Raw genomic sequence first — 22,259 nt, forward strand, 5'->3', positions numbered from 1 at the left:
GTACCTTCGCGACGCATCGGAAGGCAGGCCCGATCATGGTTGAACGGTATGTGATGTCCATCGACCAGGGCACCACCTCCACGCGATGCATCCTGTTCGACCACGGCGGGCGGTTGGTGTCGGTCGCCCAGCGGGAACACCAGCAGCATTTCCCGCGCCCCGGCTGGGTCGAGCACGACGCCGTCGAGATCTGGCGCAATCTGCAGCGGGTGGTACCCGAGGCGCTGTCCAACGCGGGCGTGGACGCCGGACAGATCGCCGCCGTGGGGATCGCCAACCAGCGGGAGACGACAGTGCTCTGGGACCGGCGGACCGGTGTCCCGCTGGGCAGGGCGATCGTCTGGCAGGACACGCGCACGGCTGAGTTCGTGGACGAGCTGAGACAACAGCCCGGGGATGATTTCTTCCTCGACCGCTGCGGTCTTCCGCCGTCGACCTACTTCTCCGCGCCCCGCATCCGCTGGCTGTTCGACCATGTCGACGGGTTGGACAAGCGTGCCCAGGACGGCGACGTGCTGTTCGGGACCATGGAGAGCTGGCTGGTCTGGAACCTGACCGGCGGCACGGAGGGCGGCCTGCACATCACCGATGTCACCAACGCCAGCCGCACCATGCTGATCAACATCCGGACGCTGGCCTGGGACCGTGAGCTGATGGAGTTCTTCGGCGTGCCCCGCCCGATGCTGCCGGAGATCCGTTCCTCCGCCGAGAGCTACGGGGAGGCTCGCACGGTGCTCCCCGGCGTCCGCATCACGGCCGCCCTCGGGGACCAGCAGGCGGCCCTGTTCGGACAGACCTGCTTCTCGCCCGGAGAGGCGAAATGCACCTACGGGACCGGCAGCTTCCTGCTGATGAACACCGGTCCCGACGTCGTGCGATCCCGCCACGGACTCCTCACCACCGTCGCGTACAAGATCGCTGACCAGCCGCCGGTCTACGCCCTGGAAGGCCCGATCGCGGTCACCGGCTCGCTGGTCCAGTGGTTCCGCGACCGGCTGGGCCTGATCCACAGCGCACCCGAGATCGAAACCCTGGCGCGCACCGTCGAGGACAACGGCGGCTGCTACATCGTCCCCGCGTTCTCCGGCCTCTTCGCCCCCCACTGGCGCAGCGACGCCCGCGGCGTGATCGTCGGCCTCACCTCGTACATCACCAAGGGCCACCTGGCCCGAGCCGCGTTGGAGGCCACCGGGTGGCAGACACGGGAGGTCGTCGACGCCATGAACGCCGACTCCGGCCTCGCCCTCAAACAGCTGAAGGTCGACGGAGGCATGACAGCCGACAACCTGCTCATGCAGTTGCTGTCCGACGTGCTGGACGTTCCCGTCGTACGGCCCATGGTCTCCGAGACGGTGTCACTCGGCGCGGCCTACGCCGCGGGCCTCGCGGCAGGCTACTGGCCGGATCTGGCGGTCCTGCGCCGGAATTGGCACCGGGCCGCCCAATGGCTGCCCGACATGGATCCCGAGAGGCGAGAGTGGGAGTACGAGTGCTGGCAGCGCGCCGTCCAGCGGTCCGTGGGCTGGGTCCAACCACCCAGACGCACGTGACGCCACTCGACGCGGCGGTCACGTGAGGCTCGACGCGGCACGGCGTCGGCGCCGGCTGCGCCGGTCGGTCACGGCGGGCGGTGCGGCGTTCATGGGTGTGGCTCGGACGATCGGGGCGAGCGCGGACTCGCCAGCCCCCGCCCCAGCTCCAGCCCCCGCCTCAGCCGCGGGTTCGGCCCGGACGTCTCGCCCTGCGGCCGGAGCCGCCGATGCCGCCCCGAAGGCATCGCGTCCCTGAACCGACGGATGGCGTGTGGCGAACCTCACTCCACTCACGTACCAACTGGTCGGTATGGTCGCTGCGAGCCACCAACGACAGGAGCCGCGATGCCTGCGACCAACCGCCAGATACGTCTGGCTGCCCGCCCTGTGGGTGAGGCGAAACCGGATGACTGGGAGCACTGTTCCGTGCCCGTCGAGGAACCGGGCCCGGGCCGGTTCGCGGGCCGGACCCGCGTCATCTCCCTGGACCCGGCCATGCGTGGCTGGCTGGACGACCGCCCCTCCTACCTGCCGCCCGTCGGCGTGGGCGAGGTGATGCGCGCCGGATCGGTCATCGAGGTCACCGCATCGAACCACCCCGACTTCCGGCCCGGTGATCACGTGGCCGGCATGTTCGGCGTCCAGGAACACGTCGTCTCCGACGGCCGGGGCGCACTGAAGATCGACACCGCCCTCGCGCCGCCCGCGACCTATCTGGGGGCGCTGGGCATGCCCGGCATGACCGCCTACTTCGGTCTGCTGGACGTCGGGGCGCTCAAGGACGGCGAAACCGTCGTGGTGTCGGGGGCGGCCGGCGCCGTCGGCACCATGGTGGGGCAGATCGCGAAGGCCAAGGGCTGCCGGGTCGTGGGCATCGCCGGAGGCCCGGAGAAGTGCGCGCTGCTCACCGACGAACTGGGATTCGACGCGGCGATCGACTACCGCGCCGACGACGTCAAGAAGGCGTTGCGCCGGGAGGTCCCCGACGGAATCGACGTCTACTTCGACAACGTCGGAGGGGACATCCTCGACGCCGCACTGACCCGGCTGGCGATGCACGCGCGCGTCGTCATCTGCGGTGCGATCAGTCAGTACAACGGCGCCGGTCCGGTCAAGGGACCTTCCAACTACCTCTCCCTGCTGGTGCGCCGCGCCCGTATGGAGGGCCTCGTCGTCTTCGACTACGCCAAGCGCTACGCGGAGGCCACACAGGAGATCGCCGACTGGATCGGCGCCGGCCGCATCAAGGTCAAGGAACATGTGGTGAGAGGCGACGTGGACGACTTCCCTGAGACGCTGCAGATGCTCTTTCGCGGCGAGAACGTCGGCAAGCTCGTGCTGGAGCTGGCGTGACCGCCGCCGAGAGCCGGGCCGCCGCCCCGCGAGGAGCACGGACGAAGGGCGCCGCGCTGCAGGACAAGGTGGCGATCGTGACCGGCGGTGCCGGCGGACTGGGCCGGGCCACCGCGCTGGCGCTCGCGAAGGCGGGAGCCCGAGTGGTCGTCGCGGACCTCGACGCGCAGGGTGGCAGGGAGGTGGCCGACATGACCGGCGGCCGCTTCCGCGCCTGTGACGTCTCCGACCTCGACGCCAACCGCGCGCTGGTCGACTTCGCCCAGGAGCAGTACGGCGGTGTCGACATCGCGTTGCTCAACGCGGGAGTGGCGACCGGATGCGGCGTCGGTGAGGACTTCGACCCCACGCGATACCGCCGGGCGATGGGTGCCAACCTCGACGGGGTGGTCTACGGCACCCACGCCGTGCTGCCGGCGCTGCGGGCCCGCGGCGGGGGATCGATCGTGGCGACCGCCTCCCTGGCCGGCCTGGCGGCCGTACCGCTCGATCCCCTGTACGCGGCCAACAAGCACGCGGTCGTGGGTCTCGCGCGCTCCCTGGGACCGGCCCTCATGCAGGACAACGTGCGCTTCAACGCGGTCTGCCCGGGGTTCGCCGAGTCGCGGATCATCGACCACCTGCGCGACATGCTCTCCGAGCAGGAACTGCCGGTCATCCCGGCCGAGGTCGTGGCGGAGACGATTCTGCGGATCATCACCGGCGACGGCACGGGGGAGTGCTGGTTCGTCCAGGCCGGCCGCGAACCGGAGCCGTTCCGCTTCCGCAACGTTCCAGGCCCGGGCAGGCCGGCCCTCATCTGAGAGCGCTTGCGGCAGCTCGCGCCGGCGACGGTATGCGTGTGCGCCGGGTGTCACCCGGTGTCGGTCGTGCTGGCTTGTGGCCGGGCAGGGACGGCCGCGGGTGTGAAGCCGGCGTCGATGACATCGTGGGCGACCTTGCTGAGCAGAATTCGGTGGTGTCGGGCGTGACGGCGCAGCGCCTCGAATGCCTCGTTGAGGGAGATGTTGCTACGAGCCGCGAGGACTCCCTTCGCCTGTTCGATGACGATGCGGCTCTGCAGGGCGGAGTGCAGTTGTTCGTTGACGGTGTGCTGCTGACGGATGCTGCGAGCCTGGATCAGGCCGATGGTGGCGGCGTCGGCGAGCGCCTGGGCGAGGGCGAGGTCGTTGGCGTTCAGCGGCTCGTCCGCTGTGTGCAGCAGCAGGAGGCTGCCGATGATGTCCTGGCGAAGGCGCATCGGCAGGGCGGTGGCACGGGTGTAACCGGCGCGCTGGAGGTGCGGGGTGAACTCCGGCCAGCGTGCGGCTGCGTCGGTCGGGCCGGGTGCGGTGACCGGTCGTGCGGTGTTGTAGGAGTCGATGGCCGGGCCCTGGTGGCAGGCGGCTTCCAGTACGGGCTGCAGGTTGGGGTTGGGGTCGCAGGGCGCCGGGCTGTGCAGGTGGGAGCCGGGGTGGGACAGGAAGACCGCGGCGTCGGTGACGTCAAGGAGTTCCTGGCAGCGGACGGTCATCTGGTGCAGGAAGTCGATGATGTCGAAGTCCTCGACCATGGTGTCGGCCAGTTCCACGAAGGTGCGGGCGATGTGTTGTTCCCTGCTCATGGGCTCCTCCTTGGCTCCCGCGCAGAGCGTGGCCGGTGCGGTTGACCGGGTTACTGTGCGCCGTCCGGCAGCTCCCGCTGGATGACGGCCTGAGCCGTGTGCGTCAGGGACATGCCCGAGGCGTAGGCCCGGGCACGCAGCCGGTCCAGTGCTTCGACCAGCGGAACACCGAGCCTCTCGCTGAGGACGCCGGTGGCCTGGTGTACTTCCGCCCGGTGCAGGTTCACCGCTCCCGCATGCCCGGGACCGTTGCCGTGGTTGCTGCTGGCCGGCCAGTGGTTCAGCACGTGCTGGGCCAGCGCGTCGGCGACCAGCCAGCCCTGCGCGGACTGCTCCGGGTTCAGTGGGCCGACCGTGCACCGGTAGCCGGTCATCGTGCCCACCTGAACGGCGCCTATGTGCACGGGCCAGACGAACAGGGCCGCGATGCCCAGTTCCTCCGCCTCGGCCGCGAACTGTGGCCACTGTCGTGCCAGCAGCCGACTGAGGTCGGGCACTTCGCGTACCGCTGTCCCGTACCGGAAGAGGAGACCGGGGCCCTGCCCGAGGACGAACTGCAGATCCTCCAGGCGCGCACTCGTCTCATCGCTGAACCACACCAGCTCCTGCCCCAACGAGATGGCCATCCCGCCAAGGCCCAGGGCCTGCGCGCAGGCAACCGCCCACACCCGGCGCTCTTCTTCGCTCGCCGTCGCATGCAGGTTGTCCAGAAGGTCGTGGACCGTGGAGCCCATATCCACACCGCCTTCGTCGGTGCTTCCGGTGCGGCGCCCCAGGCGCCGACTGCACAAGCCCAGCCTAGCCATGGCCGCCCCGCGCGACAGCCCATAAGCGGAACTTCCCCGTCGTCATGGTCTGTGAGCGCTCTCAGCACGCAGGCACGCAGGCAGGTCCGACGGGCGACCTCGCGGTGCGGTGCCCGGCCTCCCGCCCTGCCGACCCGTTCGGGCATGTCACTGGAGCACCTCGACGCTTCGGCCGGCCGTGACCACGGTGCGGAAGGGGAATGCGATGAGCAGTGTCATCGCGACCAGGAGGCCGCTCGCCCACAGCGGCCCGAGGTTTCCGACGGTGCTGCTGAGGGTGGTTGCGGCGATGAGAGGACCGACGGCGGCGCCGACGTTGAGCGCCGCCGTCGCATACGAACCGGCCATGGTGGGGGCTTCCGCGGCTCGCCGTCGCCGTCGCCGCAGGCGACATCGACTGGAACATCGCCCGGAATCCGACAGGCGTAACTAGGCCGGGCAACAGGGACATCAACCGTTTGCCAGCTCAGCCCCGCTGCGTTCCACACAGAATTCGTTGCCCTCGGGGTCATACAACGTCACCCACCCGGTTCCGTCCGGCCTCCGGTGGTCCCCCTGAACCGTGGCACCGAGCGAGAGCAGGCGCTCGACCTCCTCGTCCCGGGTGCGGTCCTGGGGTTGGAGATCCAGATGCACGCGGTTCTTCACTGACCTGCGGTCATCGACCCTGACGAACAGCAAGGTGGCGGCAGCACTCGTGACGATGGCTTCCGGATCCCCAGGAAAATCGTCATCAGCCAGCGAGCCGTCCAGAGCCTGTGCCCAGAAGCCCGCAAGAACGAACGGGTCGGCCGCATCGATGGTGACATGGCGTATCAAAGAACTCATGGCCCAAGCCGATCATGGATGCCTCCCACCGTCCAGAGACGGCCAGCCTCGACACCGACCGCCGTACCAGGCTCCAGGCATGATCGAGGAAGTGGCTCTGCCACCCCGGGACCGGCCGATCCGATGGTCGTCCGGTGGGCCCACCAGACCGTGGCATCGACGTTGACCCCCACGTGCTCAACCTGGCAGCGTCCGCCCCGGCCGGCAGCCCGTTCAGTACTGTCTCGCTCCAAAAGCCTCCGCCGCCTCAAGGAGCGACTTGCCTTGGAGTGTGCTCCAAGTCGTAGCGTCGGAGACACCGTGGCGCACGAGGCCCCCGCCGTCCGGTGCCCACAGGATGTCGGGCGGCGGATCTGTTGCCAGAGGGATGAGGGCCTGGTGCCGTCCGAATGTCGTACGAGTGTGCAAGAAAGGCTGGGACACGGCATGCAGAAGCGCAGTCTGCGGGACCTCCAGGTATCGGCCATCGGCCTCGGATGCATGGGCATGTCCGCCTTCTACGGATCCACCGACCGGGAGGAGGGGATCGCGACCATCCGGCGCGCCCTCGACCTCGGCATCACCTTCCTCGACACCGCGCAGATGTACGGACCGCTCACCAACGAGTCCCTCGTCGGCGAGGCGATCCAGGGACGTCGCGACGACTACGTGATCGCAACGAAGTTCAACTACCGGATGGACAACGCCGTACCCGGCGACATCAGCACGGTCGGCCCGCAGGACGGTTCGGCCGAGCACGTCCGCAGCTCGGTCCACGGCTCCCTGAAGCGTCTGGGGACCGACTACATCGACCTGTACTACCAGCACCGGGTCGACCCGAACGTGCCGATCGAGGAGACGGTCGGCGCGCTGGGCGAACTGGTCGCCGAGGGCAAGGTGCGGTACATCGGGCTGAGCGAGGCGAGCGCGGAGACCATCCGGCGTGCCCACGCCGTGCATCCGGTCACCGCCGTGCAGAGCGAGTACTCGCTGTGGTCACGGGACGTGGAGGCCGAGGTGCTGCCCGCCTGCCGGGAGCTGGGCGTCGGCTTTGTGCCGTACTCGCCGCTCGGCTGTGGCTTCCTCGCCGGGCGGTTCAGTTCGCCGGACGAGCTGGACGCGAACGACTGGCGCCGCGAGAACCCGCGTTTCCAGGACACCAACCTGGAGGCGAACCTGCGGCTGGCGGCCAAGGTGAAGGAGATCGCCGCCGAGAAGGACGTGACCCCGGCCCAGCTGGCCATCGCCTGGGTGCTGGCCCAGGGGGAGGACCTGGTGCCGATCCCGGGTACCAAGCGCCGCACCTACCTGGAGCAGAACGCCGCCGCGGTCGACATCACGCTCACCGAGGACGACCTGGGCCGTATCGACGCGGAGCTGCCCCAGGCTGCGGGGGAGCGGTATGACGAGGCGGGGATGCGAAGCGTCAATCGCTAGCGGGGCACGGAAGCAACAGTCAGGTCCTGCTGTGGCCGCGGCCGGCCGTGGGCGCGAACGGTGATTCAGCGTCGGGTCGTGCCGGCGGGCCGGGTCGAGCAGCCGCGCAAGGAACTCGCGGAGGCGGAAGCCGAGGTGGCCCGCCTGGCGGCGGCCGCAGCAGCGGGCCGTTGCCAGGCGCGAGACACACCAGCGCCACCGTCGGAGGCCGAACACGTCGGAGAGGCGCCGGAGCGGATCGCAACCGAGATGGCACCGCAGCTCACATGAAACGTGCTGCACACACGTGTCCTGCCTCACTATCGAGGCCCGCTGGGCAACCGTTTCGGCGCTGAAACCCTCTCCTTGGGGTGAAGATACTCAAGAGGCGGCCTCGCCTCCTCATACTCCTGACCCTGGCCGTGGTGGCGGCCGTGACGGTGACCGTCGGCATGGTCATCCAGGCGAACAAGATGGAGACGCTCTCCCCCCGCGAGGAACGTGACCGGGCCGCGTCCGAAGCAGTCGTACCGCCGGGGCAGGTGGACTGCCGGAAGGTCAAGTGCATCGCGCTCACCTTCGATGGCAACCCGGGCGAACCCACCGACCGGTTGATGGACCTCCTGAAGGAGTACAAGGCGCCGTCGACGTTCTTCCTTGAGGGCCGGCGCATCCACAAGTTCCCGAATGTGGTGCGGCGGATCGCGAACGACGGCCATGAGATCGGGGACCACACCTGGACGCACGCGGTGCTGACCGATGTCTCCGACGCGCAGATCCGCGACGAGCTGCGCCGCACGGCACGGGCCATCTCCAGTATCACCGGCAGCGAGCCGACGCTGATGCGCCCGCCCCAGGGCCGTACCGACGACCGCGTCTCCAAGGTCTCGAAAGAACTGGGGATGGCGCAGGTGCTGTGGACCGTGACCGCGAAGGACTACGAGACGGACGACACCGCGCTGATCACCAAGCGCGTGCTCGCGGGCGCCGACCGCGACGGGATCATCCTGCTCCACCCGCTGCACAAGGGCACCGTGCCGTCCATGCCGTCCATCCTGAAGGCGCTCAGCAAGCAGGGCTACACCTTCGTGACCGTCTCCCAGCTGCTCGCTCCGTCCAAGGCCGAGCCCGGCAAGATCTACAAGTGACTGACTGACGCGCGAAGCGTCCGCCTGCCTGGGCCGCTCGCCACCACGGGAGCGGCGGCCACCGGTTCCGCCGAACTCCGGTGACTCGTTCGGCATCCCATTTCAGGTGTGGCCGGTCGTGGGGGTGCCTGTGCCGGTCGGCGGCGGGATCGGTAGCGGGTGATTGCACGTCGCAGGCGGCGCGGGAGCCTGCATCGGCCGCCGCATTGCCGCCGCCGTCGGGCATGCCCGGGGGCGTGTCTGTGGGGGTGCGCAGGGTGGGGCGGACTGTCGGAGGCCAGTTGGGTGCGGCATCGTGGGGGTGGCGGTCGCCGTGCGAGGAGGTGCCGGGTGCGGGTTGTGGTCACGGGCGCGTCGGGGTTTCTGGGAGGTCTGCTGGCCGGCAGCCTGTTGCGGGCGCGGGTGTTGGCCGGTGTACCGATCACTCGGTTGGTGTTGGCCGACCGTGTGCCGTGGCCCGGTTCGCAGGGGAGTGCCGACCCGCTCGTGGAGGTGGTGCAGGGGGACCTGGTGGACCGCCTCGATGAGGTGTTCGCCACGCCGGTCGATGTGCTGTTTCATCTCGCGGCGGCCGTGTCGGCCGAGTGCGAGGCCGACTTCGACCTCGGCATGCGTTCCAACGTGGATGCCACCCGTGCCGTGCTGGACGCGGCGCGGGCGCAGTTGGCCGCCGGTGGGCCGAGGACACGGGTGGTGTTCGCCAGCAGTCTCGCCGTCTACGGCTCCCCGCCAGGGACGCCGCTGCCACCGGTGGTCAGTGAGTCGACCTTGCCGCTGCCGCAGTCGAGTTACGGAACGCAGAAGCTGATGTGCGAGCACCTGATTGCGGACGTGACGCGCCGCGGCTTCATCGATGGACGTGTTGCCCGGCTGATGACCGTTGCGGTGCGGCCTGGACGGCCGAACGCGGCCGCCTCCGGCTTCGTGTCCGCCATCGTCCGAGAACCGCTCGCGGGATTGCCTGCCATCTGCCCGGTCGACCCCGGTCTGCGTGTGGCTCTGGCCTCACCGCGCCGCACCATCCAAGGGATCCTCCGCATCGCCGAGGCCGAAGGCGGCACCGGGGCCGGTCGCGTTGACGGCCCGATGCCGGTGAACCTGCCCGCCCTCACCGTCTCGATCGCCGAGATACTCGCCACGCTGCGGCAGATGGCCGGCGACGCTGTTGCCGACCTGGTGACGATCGCCCCCGACCCGCTGGTGGAGGCCATGGTCGGCTCGTGGCCGGCCGTTTTCGACCACCGGCGGGCCGCCACTCTCGGCCTGCGGCCCGACCCCAGCTTTGAGACGGTGGTGCAGGACTACCTGTCTGGTCCCCGCGTTGAGCCGCCGGGATAGCTGGCTGACCTCCACGAACCTGACCGGGCGCTGCACCAGGTTCGGCATGCCCCGTGAGTACCTGCCAGGGCAGCCCGCCTCCCAAGTCCTTCATGTCACCGAGTTCGGCAACTACGCCTGGAAGGGCCATCCGCGTCCAACCGCCTGATCAGCGCGCCTCGCCGGAGTCCTCCCCTCCCCAACCTCCGTCGGCATCCTGCGCTGCGGTTCGAGGCGTCAGACGAAGCATCTGGGGGGTGTCGAACAGTGAGGCTCGCAGGTGGTTCGAAAAACACAGTCGAGTTCTGTCACAGGCGTCCGTGGGCCGCGGTCTATGAAGCAGAGATAGCGGAGCAACGGAGGCCATTGGTACATGTATCTCGAAGAGTCCCTCACCCCACCTGACGATCTCGACGAGGCCGTCGCCGTGTTCGTGCGCCACCGCAGGCGGCTTTTCGGGATCGCCTACCGCATGCTCGGCAGCGCGGTCGAGGCCGAGGACGTGGTCCAGGAAGTGTGGCTGCGCTGGCAGATGACCGACCGCTCGGTGGTGGTCAGCCCCGTGGCCTTCCTGTCGAGCGCGACGACCCGTCTGGCCATCAACGTCGCGCAGTCGGCGCGCGTGCGTCGGGAGACCTACATCGGGCCGTGGCTGCCAGAGCCCGTCGATACGAGCGCGGACCCGGAGGTCGGCGCGCAGCGTGCCGAGGCCCTGGAGTTGGCGCTGCTGCTGGTGCTTGAGCGACTGAACCCCGTCGAGCGCGCCGCCTATGTACTGCGCGAGGCGTTCGACTACGCCTACGCCGAGATCGCCGACATGCTCGAGCTCAGCCTCGTCAATGTGCGGAAGATCGTCAGCCGTGCGCGTCGGCACCTGCTGGACGAGCAGCGGGAGAGCGTGGACGCGGCCGAGCACCGACGCCTGCTGAACGCGTTCGTCTCGGCGGCTCGCACGGGAGACGTGGCGTCACTGGAAGCCCTGCTCACTCCGGGTGCCGTCAGTCTGTCCGACGGCAACGGTATGCGGGGCTGTGCTCGTGTACCTGTCCTGGGGCGGGACCGTGTGGCCAGACTGTCGGTCTATCGGCAGCTTTGGAGGGGAGCCGTGCCCGAGCTCGTCGATGCCAACGGTGCTACGGGTGTGATGATCTCCCGGGACGGCCGGCCCCTCGCCTTTATGACGGTAGCCGCCTCGAAGGACGGCATTCACCAGGTGATGTGGGTGTTCTCCCCGAGCAAGATCGCCGCGTTCCTCGATTCGCGTCGCCGTTTCGGGGTCCTCCGCTGCGCTGTGCCGGATCGAGTGTGAGGGCGGCGCCGGTGTGCCGCTCGCTCCGCTGTCACGCACTGGTGTCCGAGCCGGAACCATCGTGCGCGTGCGGCTGATTCCAGGACCGTAGTTTGTCGGGGTTGAGCATGACCCAGACCTGGGCCACACGGTCGCCGGCGACGTCGAGGCTGAGGACGGCGGCGACCTGGTGGTCGTAGCGGGCCACGAGGCCGGTGCGGCCGTTGACGGAGTGGGTGGTCAGCGTGGTGCGTGGGCGGCTGGCCAGGAGTGTCAGCAGGCTGCAGGTTACCGGCTCCGTGCCGTGGACGGGCCCCGTCAAAGCGCGTATCTTGCCGCCACCGTCGAAGAACGCCGTGACGTCCGGGCACAACAACGATGCGAGCAACCCGTCGTCCTCCGTGACACACGCCCTTCGCACGGCGTGGGCGATGGCATCGTGCTGTTGCGGCGTTGTGGAGCGGGCGCGCTGCAGCTGCAGCCAGTGTCTGGCCCGTTCGGCGAGCTCGGCGAGCTCCGGCTCCGTGCGGCCCACGATGTCGGCGACCGTCCCGGGGGCCAGCCCGAAGGCACGGAACACGAACGCAGCACGCTCGGCCGTCGGCAGCGACTCCAGCGCGTTCAGTACGATCCGGCCCGCCGCCACCTCCACCTCCGTAGGCCGTACCCGGTGCTCTTCTTCCTGGCCGGCCGCACCCCAGGCGGGCAGCGCGAGCCGGCCGAGGCAGATCGTGCCCACGGTCTTCGCCAGCCATGAGCGGGGAACGGTGATCTGCCGACGCGCGGCGTCGGACAGCCCGTACCACCGGCGATAGGCCTCGTCGACGACGCTTTCCGCCGCATCCGCGTCGCCCAGCATCCAGTGGGCGACATCGAGCAGGAACCGACGCTCCTCCCACAGCTCGGAGATCGGCACCGCATCGCCCTGGTCCATACGGCATCCTCCCTCTCGCTCGTACGACCCCGCACGGGGCAGGGGCGTCGGCTCAAACCGTAAGACCGGGAACTCCCACGTCCTGTGACACGGGCCGCGGCGGGCAGGTGTCACACATGCGGCCGTTGCGCGGTCTTATACGGCAGCGCCACATTCTTTCCTTGACTGCTGAACGAGGTGACCATGCCATGCACTGGCGTGAACGGGCAGCTTGCCTGCGCGTGGATCCCGAGCTTTTCTTCCCCATATCCAACAGCGGTCCGACACTCCGGCAGATTGACGACGCCAAGGCCGTGTGCGGCCGTTGTCCCGTGGCGCCGCAGTGCCTCGACTGGGCCGTGCGGGTGGGACAGGTGGACGGTATCTGGGGCGGCACGACGGAAAGCGAACGCCGAGCGATGCGGGGCCGCGAGCTCCCGCACACACCATCCTGCATGAGCGATCTGTGATGGGCGGCAGCGGCATAGGCAAGGGAGAAAGGCTCGCCGACTGGGCCGACGGACGCCTGGGCGTTCGCGGTCTGGTCAGAGGAAAAATGCGGCGGGTTTTCCCGGACCACTGGTCGTTCATGCTGGGGGAGATCTGTCTCTACAGCTTCATCGTTCTCGTCGTCACAGGCGTGTATCTGACGTTCTACTTTCATCCGTCGATGAAGGAGGTGCAGTACAACGGAAGTTACGCACCGCTGCGGGGGCAGATGGTGTCGGAGGCGTTCGACTCAACGATGCACATATCCTTCGACGTCCGTGGCGGCCTTCTGATCCGGCAGGCCCACCACTGGGCGGCGTTGGTCTTCGTCGCCGCGATACTCGCCCACCTGATGCGGGTGTTCTTCACGGGCGCCTTCCGCAAGCCTCGCGAACTCGCCTGGCTGACGGGATTCCTGCTGCTGGTACTCGCCATGTTCGGAGGACTGACGGGATACGACCTTCCGGACGACCTGCTTTCCGGGACCGGGCTCGCCGTCGTGAACGGAACGATCCTTTCCATCCCGATCGTCGGAACGTACCTGTCGATGTTCCTCTTCGGAGGCGAGTTCCCGGGCAACGAGCTGGTGGCACGCTTCAACACCATCCATGTGCTGGTGATCCCCGCTCTCATGGTGGGACTGCTGACTGCCCATCTGGTTCTGGTGCTCCACCACAGGCACACCCAGTACCCGGGCCCGGGGCGCACCAACAGCAATGTCGTGGGTGTTCCGGCCAAGGTGCGCGTCATCAAGTCCGCCGGCTATTTCCTCCTCGTCTCGGGCACCGTCTTCATCATGGCTGCGGTCGCCCAGATCAACCCCGTCTGGCGATATGGCCCTTACCGTGCCGACCAGGTCTCCGCCGGTTCGCAGCCCGACTGGTACATGGGCGTGGCGGACGGGCTGTTGCGTGTGATGCCCGGGTGGGAAGTCGACTTCTGGGGTCACACCCTGGCGCTGGACAACCTGATTCCGCTGACGGTGGGCGTCGTCTTCTTTCTCGCCTTGGCCGTGTACCCGTTCATCGAGGCCCGCGTGACCGGTGACCGGCAGGACCAGCACCTTCTGGACCGGCCGCGCAATCGCCCGGTACGCACGGCGCTCGGCGTCGCATGGCTCAGTTTCTATCTGGTGTCCTTGATCGGCGCCGGTAACGACATCATCGCCGTCCGTGTCCATGTCTCGGTCGAATCGGTGACATGGGCAGTCCGCATCGGCCTCTTCGTCGTGCCCGTGGTGGCCTACGTCGTGACGAGACGACTGGCGCTCGGTCTTCAAATCGGTGATCGCGACAAAGTGCTGCACGGACGCGAGACGGGCATCATCAAGCGCCTGCCCAACGGAGAATTCATCGAGGTGCACGAGCCGCTCAGCCCAGAACGACTCCAGGTTCTGACCCAGCACATCCCTCACGGGATAGGCGCACAGGCACAGGTCGCCAAGCCAACCGAGCCGGAATACAAGGAGACAACCGGCGAGCGCCGCCACTGATGCGCCCGGAAAACGCCGCAGCCTTCCTTGAGGAGGAGGACGGCGGCGTCCCGCCACGGTGGGAAACCGCCGCCAGCCCTCCGGCCCCGCCTGGCCAGCTCAGCTCAGCCCAGGCCTTGCTTCATCTATCGAGATTCGATAGCTTCCCATCGCAACTCGATGGAAGGGTGAGTCATGGGAAAGCTGGCCGTGCGTGCGCTTCGCGCCGTGCTCGTGGTGGTGCTCGCCGGCACCGTGTTCGTACAGGCGTCGATGGTGTGGGTGTTGATCAGCGGGAACGACCCGGAGGACGGGTCGCTCCCGCTGACCCCGCTGCGCGTGATCACGATCCTTGGCATGGCGTCGGCCCAGGTCGCCCTGGTCAGCGTTTGGCGACTGGTGACGATGGTGCGACGCGGAACCGTGTTCTCCCACGCCGCCTTCCGGTACGTGGACGCCGTGATCGGCGCGATCGTGGCGGCTGCCCTCCTGTGGTTCGCGGTTACGGCCCTCAACGCGCCGGGCCAGCGGGACGACCCGGGCGTCACCGTCATCATGGGCGGGGTCGGCCTGGCCATCCTGGGGGTCGCGCTCATCGTGTTCGTCCTGCGGATGCTGCTCGCCCAGGCCGTCGCGCGCGACGTCGAAGCGGCGGAGATGCAGGCCGAGTTGGACGAGGTGATCTGATGCCGATCGTCGTCGACATCGACGTGATGCTGGCCAGGCGGAAGATGTCCGTCGGCGACCTGGCGGACCGCGTGGGGATCACGCCCGCCAACCTGGCGGTACTGAAGAACGGCCGCGCCAAGGCGGTGCGCTTCGCGACGCTCGCCGCGCTCTGCGACGTGCTCAAGTGCCAGCCGGGCGACCTGCTGCGCTGGGAGGCCGAGGACGCCGCAGGCGGATGAGGTGGCCCCACAGCGGGCGTGAAAACGCCGGGCACCACCGGCCCGTGACACGACGCACGGTCCCGCTGACAGGCGTACAACAGGGCAGTACACCCTGGGCACCAAGACGCGCATCGACAGTGGGTGACGGATCCACGGCGTGGCAGTACGGCCGTGCTCGGCCTCCGGTCAGTCGCGCTTCCCATCGCCGTGCTGGGCATACCGTTCGGCGATGCGCTCGGGGTCGCCCTCGCCGATTCTGCGCCGCACGCCTTAGGCAGGAGTCGCCTCGCCCGCGAGCCGCAGGGTGCGGATCTCCTTGCGGGAGGTGATGCCGAGCTTCGAGAACACCTTGCGCAGGTGCCATTCGACGGTGTGGGGGCTGATGAACAGCTGGGCGCCGATCTCGGGATTCGTGAGGCCGTCGCCGACGAGGCGGGCGATCTGCTCCTCCTGGGGCGTGAGGGGCTCATGGGTCGCGGTCGGGCGCCTGGCCACCTTCGCCCCCGTGGCCTGCAGTTCGCGGCGGGCCCGCTCGGCGAACGCCTCGGCCCCGATGCTGCTGAGCATGTCGTGGGCCGCGCCCAGCTGGGCACGGGCGTCGACGCGGCGGTTCTCGCGGCGCAGCCACTCGCCGTAGAGCAGCCGGTTGCGGGCAAGGTACATCCGCACCTCGGTGGCGCCGAGCCGCTCGATCGCCTCACGGTAGAGGGCGTCGGCGCCGGGCCCGTCGCTCACCAGGGCACGGGCGCCGGCGGCGGTGCCGAGAGCCCAGTCGGTGCCGCTGGCCTGCGCCATGTCGCCGATCCAGCGCACCCCATCGGCCGCGTCCTCGGGTCTGCCCCGTCGAACGGACGCTTCGACGAGCTCCAGCGTCGACTGCAGCGACAGGCCGAGTTCGTCCGGGTTCTCGCAACCACGCCGGGCGGCCGCGTAGGCCTCCTCGTACCGGCCGAGACCGTTGTAGAGCACCGCTGCCGCCCATTGCGTCGCGGTCTCCACCTTGCCTTCCCCGCGCAGGAGGGAGTCCCGGGTGAGCGCTTCGATCGCCTGCCGTGTCGTGGACTCCCGGCCCTTCCAGGGCTCGACGACCAGTGCGCTGTAGTGCGCGAAGAAACTGCTGCCGGTCGCCTCGCCGATCGCCGTGGCGTCCGCGACCAGGGCGTGCGCGCTGTCGAGATCGCCGGCGAAGACCCGGTTCGACAGCCGCAGCAGCAGAGCCGACGGCAGCACCGAAAGGGCACCCGTCTCACGGGCCAGGTCGACCAGCCGTGCCGACAGCACGGACCAGCCGGCGAAGTCCCACACGCTGTGCGCCAGACGGCAGGCGAGCGGCAGCCAGCCGAGACCTTCGCGCCCCGAGACGCCGTCGGCGCGGTAGGCGCCGATCGCCTGAAGCAGCATCGGCGCCGCGGCGGCGTACCCCGCCGTGTACGCCCGCGCCAGGCCGTCGAGGAGAAGATCGTCCCGCGTCGGCTCGGCGGGCTTCGGTGCTCTCAGGACAGCCTGGGCCACCTCTCGGATCCCGCTGCCCTCGGGCAGCCGGCCGGCGGTGAGCGCCGCGTAGATCGCGTCCCGGTAGGTCTCACGAGCCAGCCCGGCGTCGAGCGGCTCAAGCCGCCTGGCCGCCTGCAGCAGCAGCGGCAGGCCCGCGCCGGCGCTCCTGGACGCGGCCATGATCCGACCGCGCAGCAACGTCGACCGTGCGGCTCCCAGCTCGTCGAGGGGACCCAGCTCCGCCGCGTCCGCCAGTTCCCGCGCGGCGTCGAATGCGCCGGCCTGGTACTTGGCCTGCGCCGCGGCCAGCGCTCTGGCTCCGCGGAGCACGGGGTCGGGGGTCAGCTGGGCGGCCCGGTCGAGAAAGGCCGCCGCCGCGGCGACTCCGCCGCGCGCCTGCGCCCGGCCCGCCGAGCGCTCCAGCTCGGCGGCCACCCCCTCGTCGGGTCCCGTCGCCGCGCGCGCCAGATGCCACGCCCGCCGGTCCGGATCCAGCCGGGCGTCCGTCGCGTCCGCCAGCGCCTTGTGGACCGCGCGACGGTGCTCCGGGTCCGCCGCGCGATAGGCCGCCGAGCGCACCAGCGGGTGCCGGAAGCGCACCCAGGTGCCCAAGGTGATCAACCCTGACGCCTCAGCGCGCACCGCGGCGGTGTCCACGGCGATACCCAGCTGCTGGGCCGCACGCCGCAGCAAGGTCACGTCACCGACCGGCTCGGCGGCGGCGAGGAACAGCAGGCGTCGAGTCTCGTCCGGGAGCGACTCGACGCGCCGCAGGAAGTCCTGCTCGAGCCGGTTCGCGAGAGGCTCCGCCTCGGGAGGCCCGAAGGCGCCTGCCGGATCCAACGCGATCAGGGCGCGCGGCAGCTCGAGCAGGGCCAGCGGGTTGCCCCGGGTCTCCGCGACGATGCGGTCACGCACCCGCCGGTCCAGCGGACCCGTGACGACCGAGGCGAGGAGACGGCGGGAGTCGTGCTCGGACAACCCGGGCACAGGCAGCTCCGGCGGGCCGGCGAACAGCTCACTGGTGGAAGGCTCACGCACGGCGACGACGAGCACGACCGATTCCGCCAGCAGCCGGCGCGCGACGAACTCGAGCGCCTGTGCCGACACGTGGTCCAGCCACTGCGCGTCGTCGACGACGACGACCAGCGGCTCGTCCCCGCCGGCGTCCGCGAGCAGGCTCAACGTCGCCAGGCCCACGAGGAACCGGTCGGGCGTGGCGCCGCCGCGCAGCCCGAATGCCGTGCACAACGCGTCGCGCTGCGGCTCGGGAAGATTGTCGAGACCGGCGAGCAGCGGGGCGCAGAGCTGGTGCAGGCCGGCGTAGGAGAGCTCCATCTCCGACTGGACGCCGGCCGCGCTGACGGTGCGGCATCCGGTGGCGCGCTCGATCAGGTACTTCAGCAGCTCGGTCTTGCCGATCCCTGCCTCGCCGCGCAGGACGAGGACCCCGCTCTGTCCGGCCCTGGCCTCCGCCAGGAGGTCGTCGAGGACCTGGCACTCGCGCTGCCGCCCGAGGAGTCCCGCCCGAGAACCGCGGCTCGTCATGCGCAGCCTCCTGTGCGGATACTCCAGGGCCCGTCGGCCGAGGTGTTGCGGATCACTGCAGCCGTGGGGCGACCGAGGCGAGCCGTGTCCATCGTAAAGGCGGGGATGGCTGGGAAGGTCCAGAGTTGAGCGAACTTGGCGGAACGAGTGCCGAGGCCTCCACTGCGTCGTGCGTCGGGCCTGTGGCTCCCCGCCGGTCCCGTGGCGCTGCCCGCGGACCCGGTGGCCCGGCAGCCTCGGAAAGATCCGCCATGAATCGGCCATGGCACGACCACGGAGTCCACTACGGCCTTCCAAGGGCGCGCCGACCGCTCCTGGGGCGCGAGTTTGGTGTCAGCGGACCTTCGGACCTTCGTCCGCCGACCCACGACGACAGGAGCTGGGCGTGGACACACATCTGGCGGAAGCGAGGCAGGGCCGGGGGACGCCGGGCACGACGGCCGGCCCGACGATCGTCGAGCTGGACCATGCGACAAGGGTGTTCGTCCGTGCCAGGCCGGGACTGCTCGACCTCGCCCACCGCATCCTGGGAAACGCGCAGGAGGCCGAAGACGTCCTTCAGGAGACATGGCTGCGGTGGCAGGGCACCGACCGCGCGCTTGTCTCGAATCCGTCCGGACTGCTCCGGACGACCACTGTCCGGCTCGCCATCAACGTCATCCAGTCCGCCTGGAAACGCCGGGTGGCCTGTGCCGGTCCCTGGCTCCCGGAGCGGGCGGACACCGGGGGGACCCCGGAAACGGTGGCCGAGCGGCAGGACGCCGTCGAGCGAGCGGTTCTGCTGCTGATGGAGAGGTTGACGCCCAGGCAGCGAGCCGCGTACGTCCTGCGAGAGGGTTTCGGCTACCCCCACGACCGGATCGCCGAGCTGCTGAACCTCAGCGTGGTCAACAGCAGGCAGCATGTCTCACGCGCACAGGAACGCCTGGTCACCGACGATCACCGGCAGCCGGTGGACTCCGTCGCGCATCGGCGCCTGGTGGAGGCGTTCTTCGCGGCGGCCCGCTCCGGTGATCTGGAACGGCTGGAAAGGGTGCTGTCCGCCGACGCGAACCACCGCCCATGACGTGTGCCGTCGTAGGCGGCAGCGGGTCCGGCCGGAGCAGCGGGTCCGGCCGGTCGGCCGGATCAGGATCTCGCCCCCTTTGCTGCGACATCCTCTTCCCGTTCCGATCCCGTTCCGAATGCGACACCCTTTTTCCGAAAGGGCGGGTGGCCCTCCGCAGGACGGAAGAGCCACCCGAGAGTCCCCAGGACGAAGGAGCCACCCAAGAAACGGAATTACTTCTGCTGCGCGAGCCAGTCCGCGAGCCTGGTGGCGGCGATGTGTGCGTCCGGCCCCGGCAGCAGCGTGTCCTCCTGCAGCTCGGCACCCCAGTAACGGGCCTGCGGGTCCGTGACGACCTTGCGAGGGTCGTTACTGGCGGCGAGCGCCGTGCGGATGAACTCGTCGAGCTGCAACGCCTCAGGGCCCGCGACCTCCACGACGCCGCCCACCGGGGCGCCGACCGAGGCGCGGCCGACGGCCGCGGCCACGTCGTCGGAGACCATGGGCTGGATCTTGGCATCGGGCAGGTGCACGGTGTCACCCTCGGTGCAGCCGTCGGCCAGTCCCTTCGCGAACTCGAAGAACTGGGTGGCGTGGACGATGGAGTAGGGGAGGCCGGACGCCTTGATCAGCTCCTCCTGGACCTGCTTGGCCCGGAAGTACCCGCTCTCCTGGAGGCGGTCGGTCCCCACGACCGACAGGGCCACGTGGTGTCCGACGCCGGCCTCGGTCTCCGCCTTGAGCAGGTTGGTCGTGGAAGTACGGAAGAACTCCATGACCGCCTCGTCCTCGAACGACGGGGAGTTGGAGACGTCGACCACGACCGACGCGCCCTGCAGGACATCGGCGAGGCCCTCGCCCGTCAGCGTGTTGACGCCGGTGTTGGGTGCGGCAGCGACCGCCTCATGGCCGTTCTCCGTGAGCCTGGCGACCACCTTCGAGCCGATGAGCCCGGTTCCACCGATCACTACGACCTTCATGACGGGTTCCTCTCGGAGTTCTCAGATACGTGTACTAGAAGTGACAGAACGGGAGGGCGATTTGTGACACCGAGCTGTTCGGCGAGCCTTCCCTCGGTCGAGACCTCCTCCATCAGTGTCCTCTGACACTGAACATGGACCGATTGCCAGGGAAGTTGGACAACCACTACGTTCCTGCCATTGATGTTGGACCGAGGGGGCCGGGGGCAGGGTGGGGGCACCGGCTCTTGCGTACGGGAACGCCGCGTTATCGGCCTTTGAGCTGGACTTTCTTGAGCGTGGACGTCGGCGGCGACAGCCCTTGGGTCAGGGATGGGGTACGCCTTTCGAGGCCGTTGAGCCGGTCCGGGACTTCCGCTGGACCAAAGGCGTCGAGAGCTTCGCGGGCTGGTACTACTGCGCGACGGCCCGGGACCACGTCGGGTACGAATCCTGGCTGGAGCGGGACCACCTTTGATCCTGCTGGACCGCGATCCGCAGGTGGTGGGCATCGCCTCGCAGCCGTTCTGGCTGCACTGGCAGGACGGCACCCGAAGGCGTCGGCACGCGCCGGACTATTTCGTCCGGCTCGCCGACGGCGGCGGCGCGTCGTGGACGTGCGGGCCGATGACCAGGTCGATGACGCGGCCGCCGAGTCGTTCGAGGCGATGGAGCTGGCCTGCCAGGCGGTGGGCTGGGAGTTCGTCCGGGCCGGGACGCCCGAGCCGGTCTTCATGGCGAACGTGCGGTGGCGATGCTCTCAGGCTTGTCGTCAGAAGGGCTACCGCAAGCGGCACCCCAAGCCGCTGAAACTCACACGGATCACCAACTGCCAAGGGTGCGGCAACGGGCTCTCCTATCATCGGCGGCCACGTCAGTACTGTTCACCGGCATGCCGACAAGCCACCTACCGCAGGCGGATGAACGCAGCTCACCCGCCGCAGATCCGGGCAAAGAAGAGCGCCTGATGACCTGCCGGTCCGACACTCGCGGCCGGCCCGTCGCGGCCCGCGGTATCAGTGGAGCGAGTAACTCCCAATCCCACTGGGTGAGTTCATGGCGGCGTACCACCATGATCCACTACCCGATGATCTTTGAAGGCAGACTCTAGATCAAACGCCCTCTCTGGGCCGACGCCGGTGATCAATTGCCATGACTACTCCTATCGGCGTCGATCCGAACGGGCTGAATGCCGAGAGCCCTGCGAAGCGCCCGGAACCGGACCGTCCACATGTGGCGGGCCGCTTCCGCGTCGGGCGCGTAGTGCTCCGCAGCGTGATAGACGCCGGGATAGACGTGTAGTTCTGTGGTGACACCTGCGGCGAGGAGCCGCTGCGCCAAGGCGAGGTCCTCGTCCCGGAAGACATCGGCGGTTCCGACGTCGATGAACGTTGGCGGCAAGCCGGCCAGGTCCTCCGCGTGCAGCGGCGCGGCATATCCGTCAGGCTCCTGACCGGCGAGGAACCACTCCCAGGCCTCGACGTTGTTCCTTCGGTCCCACACCCCGATCTCCGTGACCTCGTGAGCCGACGGTGTGGTGTTGCGGTGGTCGACCATCGGGTAGAGGGCCATGACATAGGAGAGTGCAGGTCCTGCAAGGTCTCTCGCCTTGAGGGCAGTGGCAAGGGCCAGGTTGCCACCCGCACTTCCCCCGAAGACCGCCAACCGTCCTGGGTCGAAGTTCAGGGATGTCGCATTGTTGCTCATCCAGCTGAGGGCGGTGTAGCAGTCGTCGACCTGTGCCGGGTGCGGATGTTCAGGCGCCTTGCGGTAGCCGGTGGAGACGACGAGTGCCCCGAGTTCCTCGCAGATCTTTACGGCCGCTCCGTGCTCATAGTCGATGTCACCGAGGCACATCCCGCCGCCGTGGATGAAGAACACCGCGGGCGAGGCCGGCTCAGGCCGCCTGGGCCGGTAGATGCGAACGGGTACGTCTGCGCACCCCACCGGACCGGGCACCCACACGTCCTCGGTGGAGCATGTCTGGGCTGCCCTGACTACCTCGACCATCTCTGCCGCATGCATGGCATCGATACGCCTACGCTCCGCCAGGTCCTCGATGGCACACACCCCACCGGGGAAGTTCTCGAGGAGCTCTTCCAACGGTGCCCGTAGCTCAGGATCGAGGCTGTCGTGCTGACTGACCTTCACTGCGGCTCCCTGCCGGTTGCGCAATT

20 protein-coding genes and 2 pseudogenes are annotated in these 22,259 nt (G+C 69.0%); 13 read left to right on the plus strand and 9 right to left on the minus strand.

Annotated features, from left to right (window positions below; genetic code table 11):
- Window positions 1-35 precede the first annotated feature (35 nt).
- The 3 genes from glpK to ACYUED_RS44840 all read left to right on the plus strand — a co-directional run bounded on the left by glpK (window position 36) and on the right by ACYUED_RS44840 (window position 3,688).
- Window positions 36-1,550, plus strand: coding sequence for a glycerol kinase GlpK (gene glpK / locus ACYUED_RS44830; protein ID WP_491290126.1), 1,515 nt, complete (start codon window positions 36-38; stop codon window positions 1,548-1,550).
- 327 nt (window positions 1,551-1,877) lie between these two features.
- Window positions 1,878-2,885, plus strand: coding sequence for an NADP-dependent oxidoreductase (locus ACYUED_RS44835; RefSeq protein ID WP_491290127.1), 1,008 nt, complete (start codon window positions 1,878-1,880; stop codon window positions 2,883-2,885).
- Complete coding sequence (locus ACYUED_RS44840) at window positions 2,882-3,688, plus strand: SDR family NAD(P)-dependent oxidoreductase (RefSeq protein WP_491290128.1); 807 nt, start codon at window positions 2,882-2,884, stop codon at window positions 3,686-3,688. The genes ACYUED_RS44835 and ACYUED_RS44840 overlap by 4 nt, the downstream gene beginning before the upstream one ends.
- A gap of 50 nt (window positions 3,689-3,738) precedes the next feature.
- On the opposite strand, the gene ACYUED_RS44845 is transcribed toward ACYUED_RS44840, so the two are convergent.
- The 4 genes and pseudogenes from ACYUED_RS44845 to ACYUED_RS44860 form a co-directional block, all read right to left on the minus strand.
- Entirely contained in the window at window positions 3,739-4,488 is a 750-nt protein-coding gene (locus tag ACYUED_RS44845) for an ANTAR domain-containing protein (RefSeq protein ID WP_491290129.1), read from the minus strand.
- A gap of 50 nt (window positions 4,489-4,538) precedes the next feature.
- Window positions 4,539-5,222 carry an ANTAR domain-containing protein gene (locus ACYUED_RS44850; RefSeq protein ID WP_491290130.1) on the minus strand — a complete coding sequence of 228 codons (684 nt, stop codon included), beginning with the start codon at window positions 5,220-5,222 and terminating at the stop codon, window positions 4,539-4,541.
- Window positions 5,223-5,441: 219 nt separating this feature from the next.
- Window positions 5,442-5,660 (minus strand): annotated as a pseudogene (locus ACYUED_RS44855) (Cmx/CmrA family chloramphenicol efflux MFS transporter); the annotation flags it as partial.
- 84 nt (window positions 5,661-5,744) lie between these two features.
- Complete coding sequence (locus tag ACYUED_RS44860; RefSeq protein WP_491290131.1) at window positions 5,745-6,122, minus strand: VOC family protein; 378 nt, start codon at window positions 6,120-6,122, stop codon at window positions 5,745-5,747.
- 426 nt (window positions 6,123-6,548) lie between these two features.
- Here ACYUED_RS44860 and ACYUED_RS44865 point away from each other — a divergent pair, with 426 nt between their 5' ends.
- From ACYUED_RS44865 to ACYUED_RS44880, 4 genes are all read left to right on the plus strand, one after another.
- Window positions 6,549-7,538 carry an aldo/keto reductase gene (locus tag ACYUED_RS44865; protein WP_491290132.1) on the plus strand — a complete coding sequence of 330 codons (990 nt, stop codon included), beginning with the start codon at window positions 6,549-6,551 and terminating at the stop codon, window positions 7,536-7,538.
- Between the two features lie 350 nt (window positions 7,539-7,888).
- Window positions 7,889-8,665, plus strand: coding sequence for a polysaccharide deacetylase family protein (locus tag ACYUED_RS44870; protein ID WP_491290133.1), 777 nt, complete (start codon window positions 7,889-7,891; stop codon window positions 8,663-8,665).
- A 330-nt stretch (window positions 8,666-8,995) separates the two neighbouring features.
- Complete coding sequence (gene denD, locus ACYUED_RS44875) at window positions 8,996-10,003, plus strand: D-erythronate dehydrogenase (protein WP_491290134.1); 1,008 nt, start codon at window positions 8,996-8,998, stop codon at window positions 10,001-10,003.
- 352 nt (window positions 10,004-10,355) lie between these two features.
- On the plus strand, window positions 10,356-11,291 hold the full coding sequence (locus tag ACYUED_RS44880) for a sigma-70 family RNA polymerase sigma factor (protein WP_491290135.1): 936 nt from the start codon (window positions 10,356-10,358) through the stop codon (window positions 11,289-11,291).
- Between the two features lie 31 nt (window positions 11,292-11,322).
- On the opposite strand, the gene ACYUED_RS44885 is transcribed toward ACYUED_RS44880, so the two are convergent.
- Window positions 11,323-12,204: a sigma-70 family RNA polymerase sigma factor family protein gene (locus ACYUED_RS44885; protein ID WP_491290136.1), complete on the minus strand. Its 882-nt coding sequence runs from the start codon at window positions 12,202-12,204 to the stop codon at window positions 11,323-11,325.
- A 188-nt stretch (window positions 12,205-12,392) separates the two neighbouring features.
- Here ACYUED_RS44885 and ACYUED_RS44890 point away from each other — a divergent pair, with 188 nt between their 5' ends.
- From ACYUED_RS44890 to ACYUED_RS44905, 4 genes are all read left to right on the plus strand, one after another.
- Window positions 12,393-12,653 carry a WhiB family transcriptional regulator gene (locus tag ACYUED_RS44890; RefSeq protein ID WP_491294734.1) on the plus strand — a complete coding sequence of 87 codons (261 nt, stop codon included), beginning with the start codon at window positions 12,393-12,395 and terminating at the stop codon, window positions 12,651-12,653.
- Window positions 12,653-14,164, plus strand: coding sequence for a cytochrome bc1 complex cytochrome b subunit (gene qcrB, locus ACYUED_RS44895; RefSeq protein ID WP_491290137.1), 1,512 nt, complete (start codon window positions 12,653-12,655; stop codon window positions 14,162-14,164). Before ACYUED_RS44890 ends, qcrB begins: the two co-directional genes overlap by 1 nt.
- Before the next feature lie 174 nt (window positions 14,165-14,338).
- Entirely contained in the window at window positions 14,339-14,830 is a 492-nt protein-coding gene (locus ACYUED_RS44900) for a DUF2975 domain-containing protein (protein ID WP_491290138.1), read from the plus strand.
- Window positions 14,830-15,051, plus strand: coding sequence for a helix-turn-helix domain-containing protein (locus ACYUED_RS44905; protein WP_327596714.1), 222 nt, complete (start codon window positions 14,830-14,832; stop codon window positions 15,049-15,051). The genes ACYUED_RS44900 and ACYUED_RS44905 overlap by 1 nt, the downstream gene beginning before the upstream one ends.
- Before the next feature lie 171 nt (window positions 15,052-15,222).
- Here ACYUED_RS44905 and ACYUED_RS44910 read toward each other — a convergent pair.
- Window positions 15,223-15,300 (minus strand): annotated as a pseudogene (locus ACYUED_RS44910) (nuclear transport factor 2 family protein); the annotation flags it as partial.
- A gap of 3 nt (window positions 15,301-15,303) precedes the next feature.
- A complete protein-coding gene (locus tag ACYUED_RS44915; protein ID WP_491290139.1) occupies window positions 15,304-18,075 on the minus strand; it encodes a helix-turn-helix transcriptional regulator in 2,772 nt (923 codons plus the stop codon).
- A 385-nt stretch (window positions 18,076-18,460) separates the two neighbouring features.
- Between ACYUED_RS44915 and ACYUED_RS44920 the strand changes: the two genes are divergently transcribed.
- Entirely contained in the window at window positions 18,461-19,141 is a 681-nt protein-coding gene (locus tag ACYUED_RS44920) for a sigma-70 family RNA polymerase sigma factor (protein ID WP_491290140.1), read from the plus strand.
- Between the two features lie 215 nt (window positions 19,142-19,356).
- Here the strand turns inward: ACYUED_RS44920 and ACYUED_RS44925 are convergent, their stop codons facing one another.
- The gene (locus ACYUED_RS44925; protein WP_491290141.1) at window positions 19,357-20,103 is read right to left on the minus strand and encodes an SDR family oxidoreductase; all 747 of its coding nucleotides are present in this window, start codon (window positions 20,101-20,103) and stop codon (window positions 19,357-19,359) included.
- A 590-nt stretch (window positions 20,104-20,693) separates the two neighbouring features.
- Between ACYUED_RS44925 and ACYUED_RS44930 the strand changes: the two genes are divergently transcribed.
- Window positions 20,694-21,050, plus strand: coding sequence for a hypothetical protein (locus ACYUED_RS44930; RefSeq protein ID WP_491290142.1), 357 nt, complete (start codon window positions 20,694-20,696; stop codon window positions 21,048-21,050).
- A gap of 175 nt (window positions 21,051-21,225) precedes the next feature.
- Here the strand turns inward: ACYUED_RS44930 and ACYUED_RS44935 are convergent, their stop codons facing one another.
- Window positions 21,226-22,233, minus strand: a complete 1,008-nt coding sequence (locus ACYUED_RS44935; RefSeq protein ID WP_491290143.1) for an alpha/beta hydrolase — start codon at window positions 22,231-22,233, stop codon at window positions 21,226-21,228.
- Window positions 22,234-22,259 lie beyond the last annotated feature (26 nt).

It is taken from the genome of Streptomyces sp. DF42 (assembly GCF_058267695.1).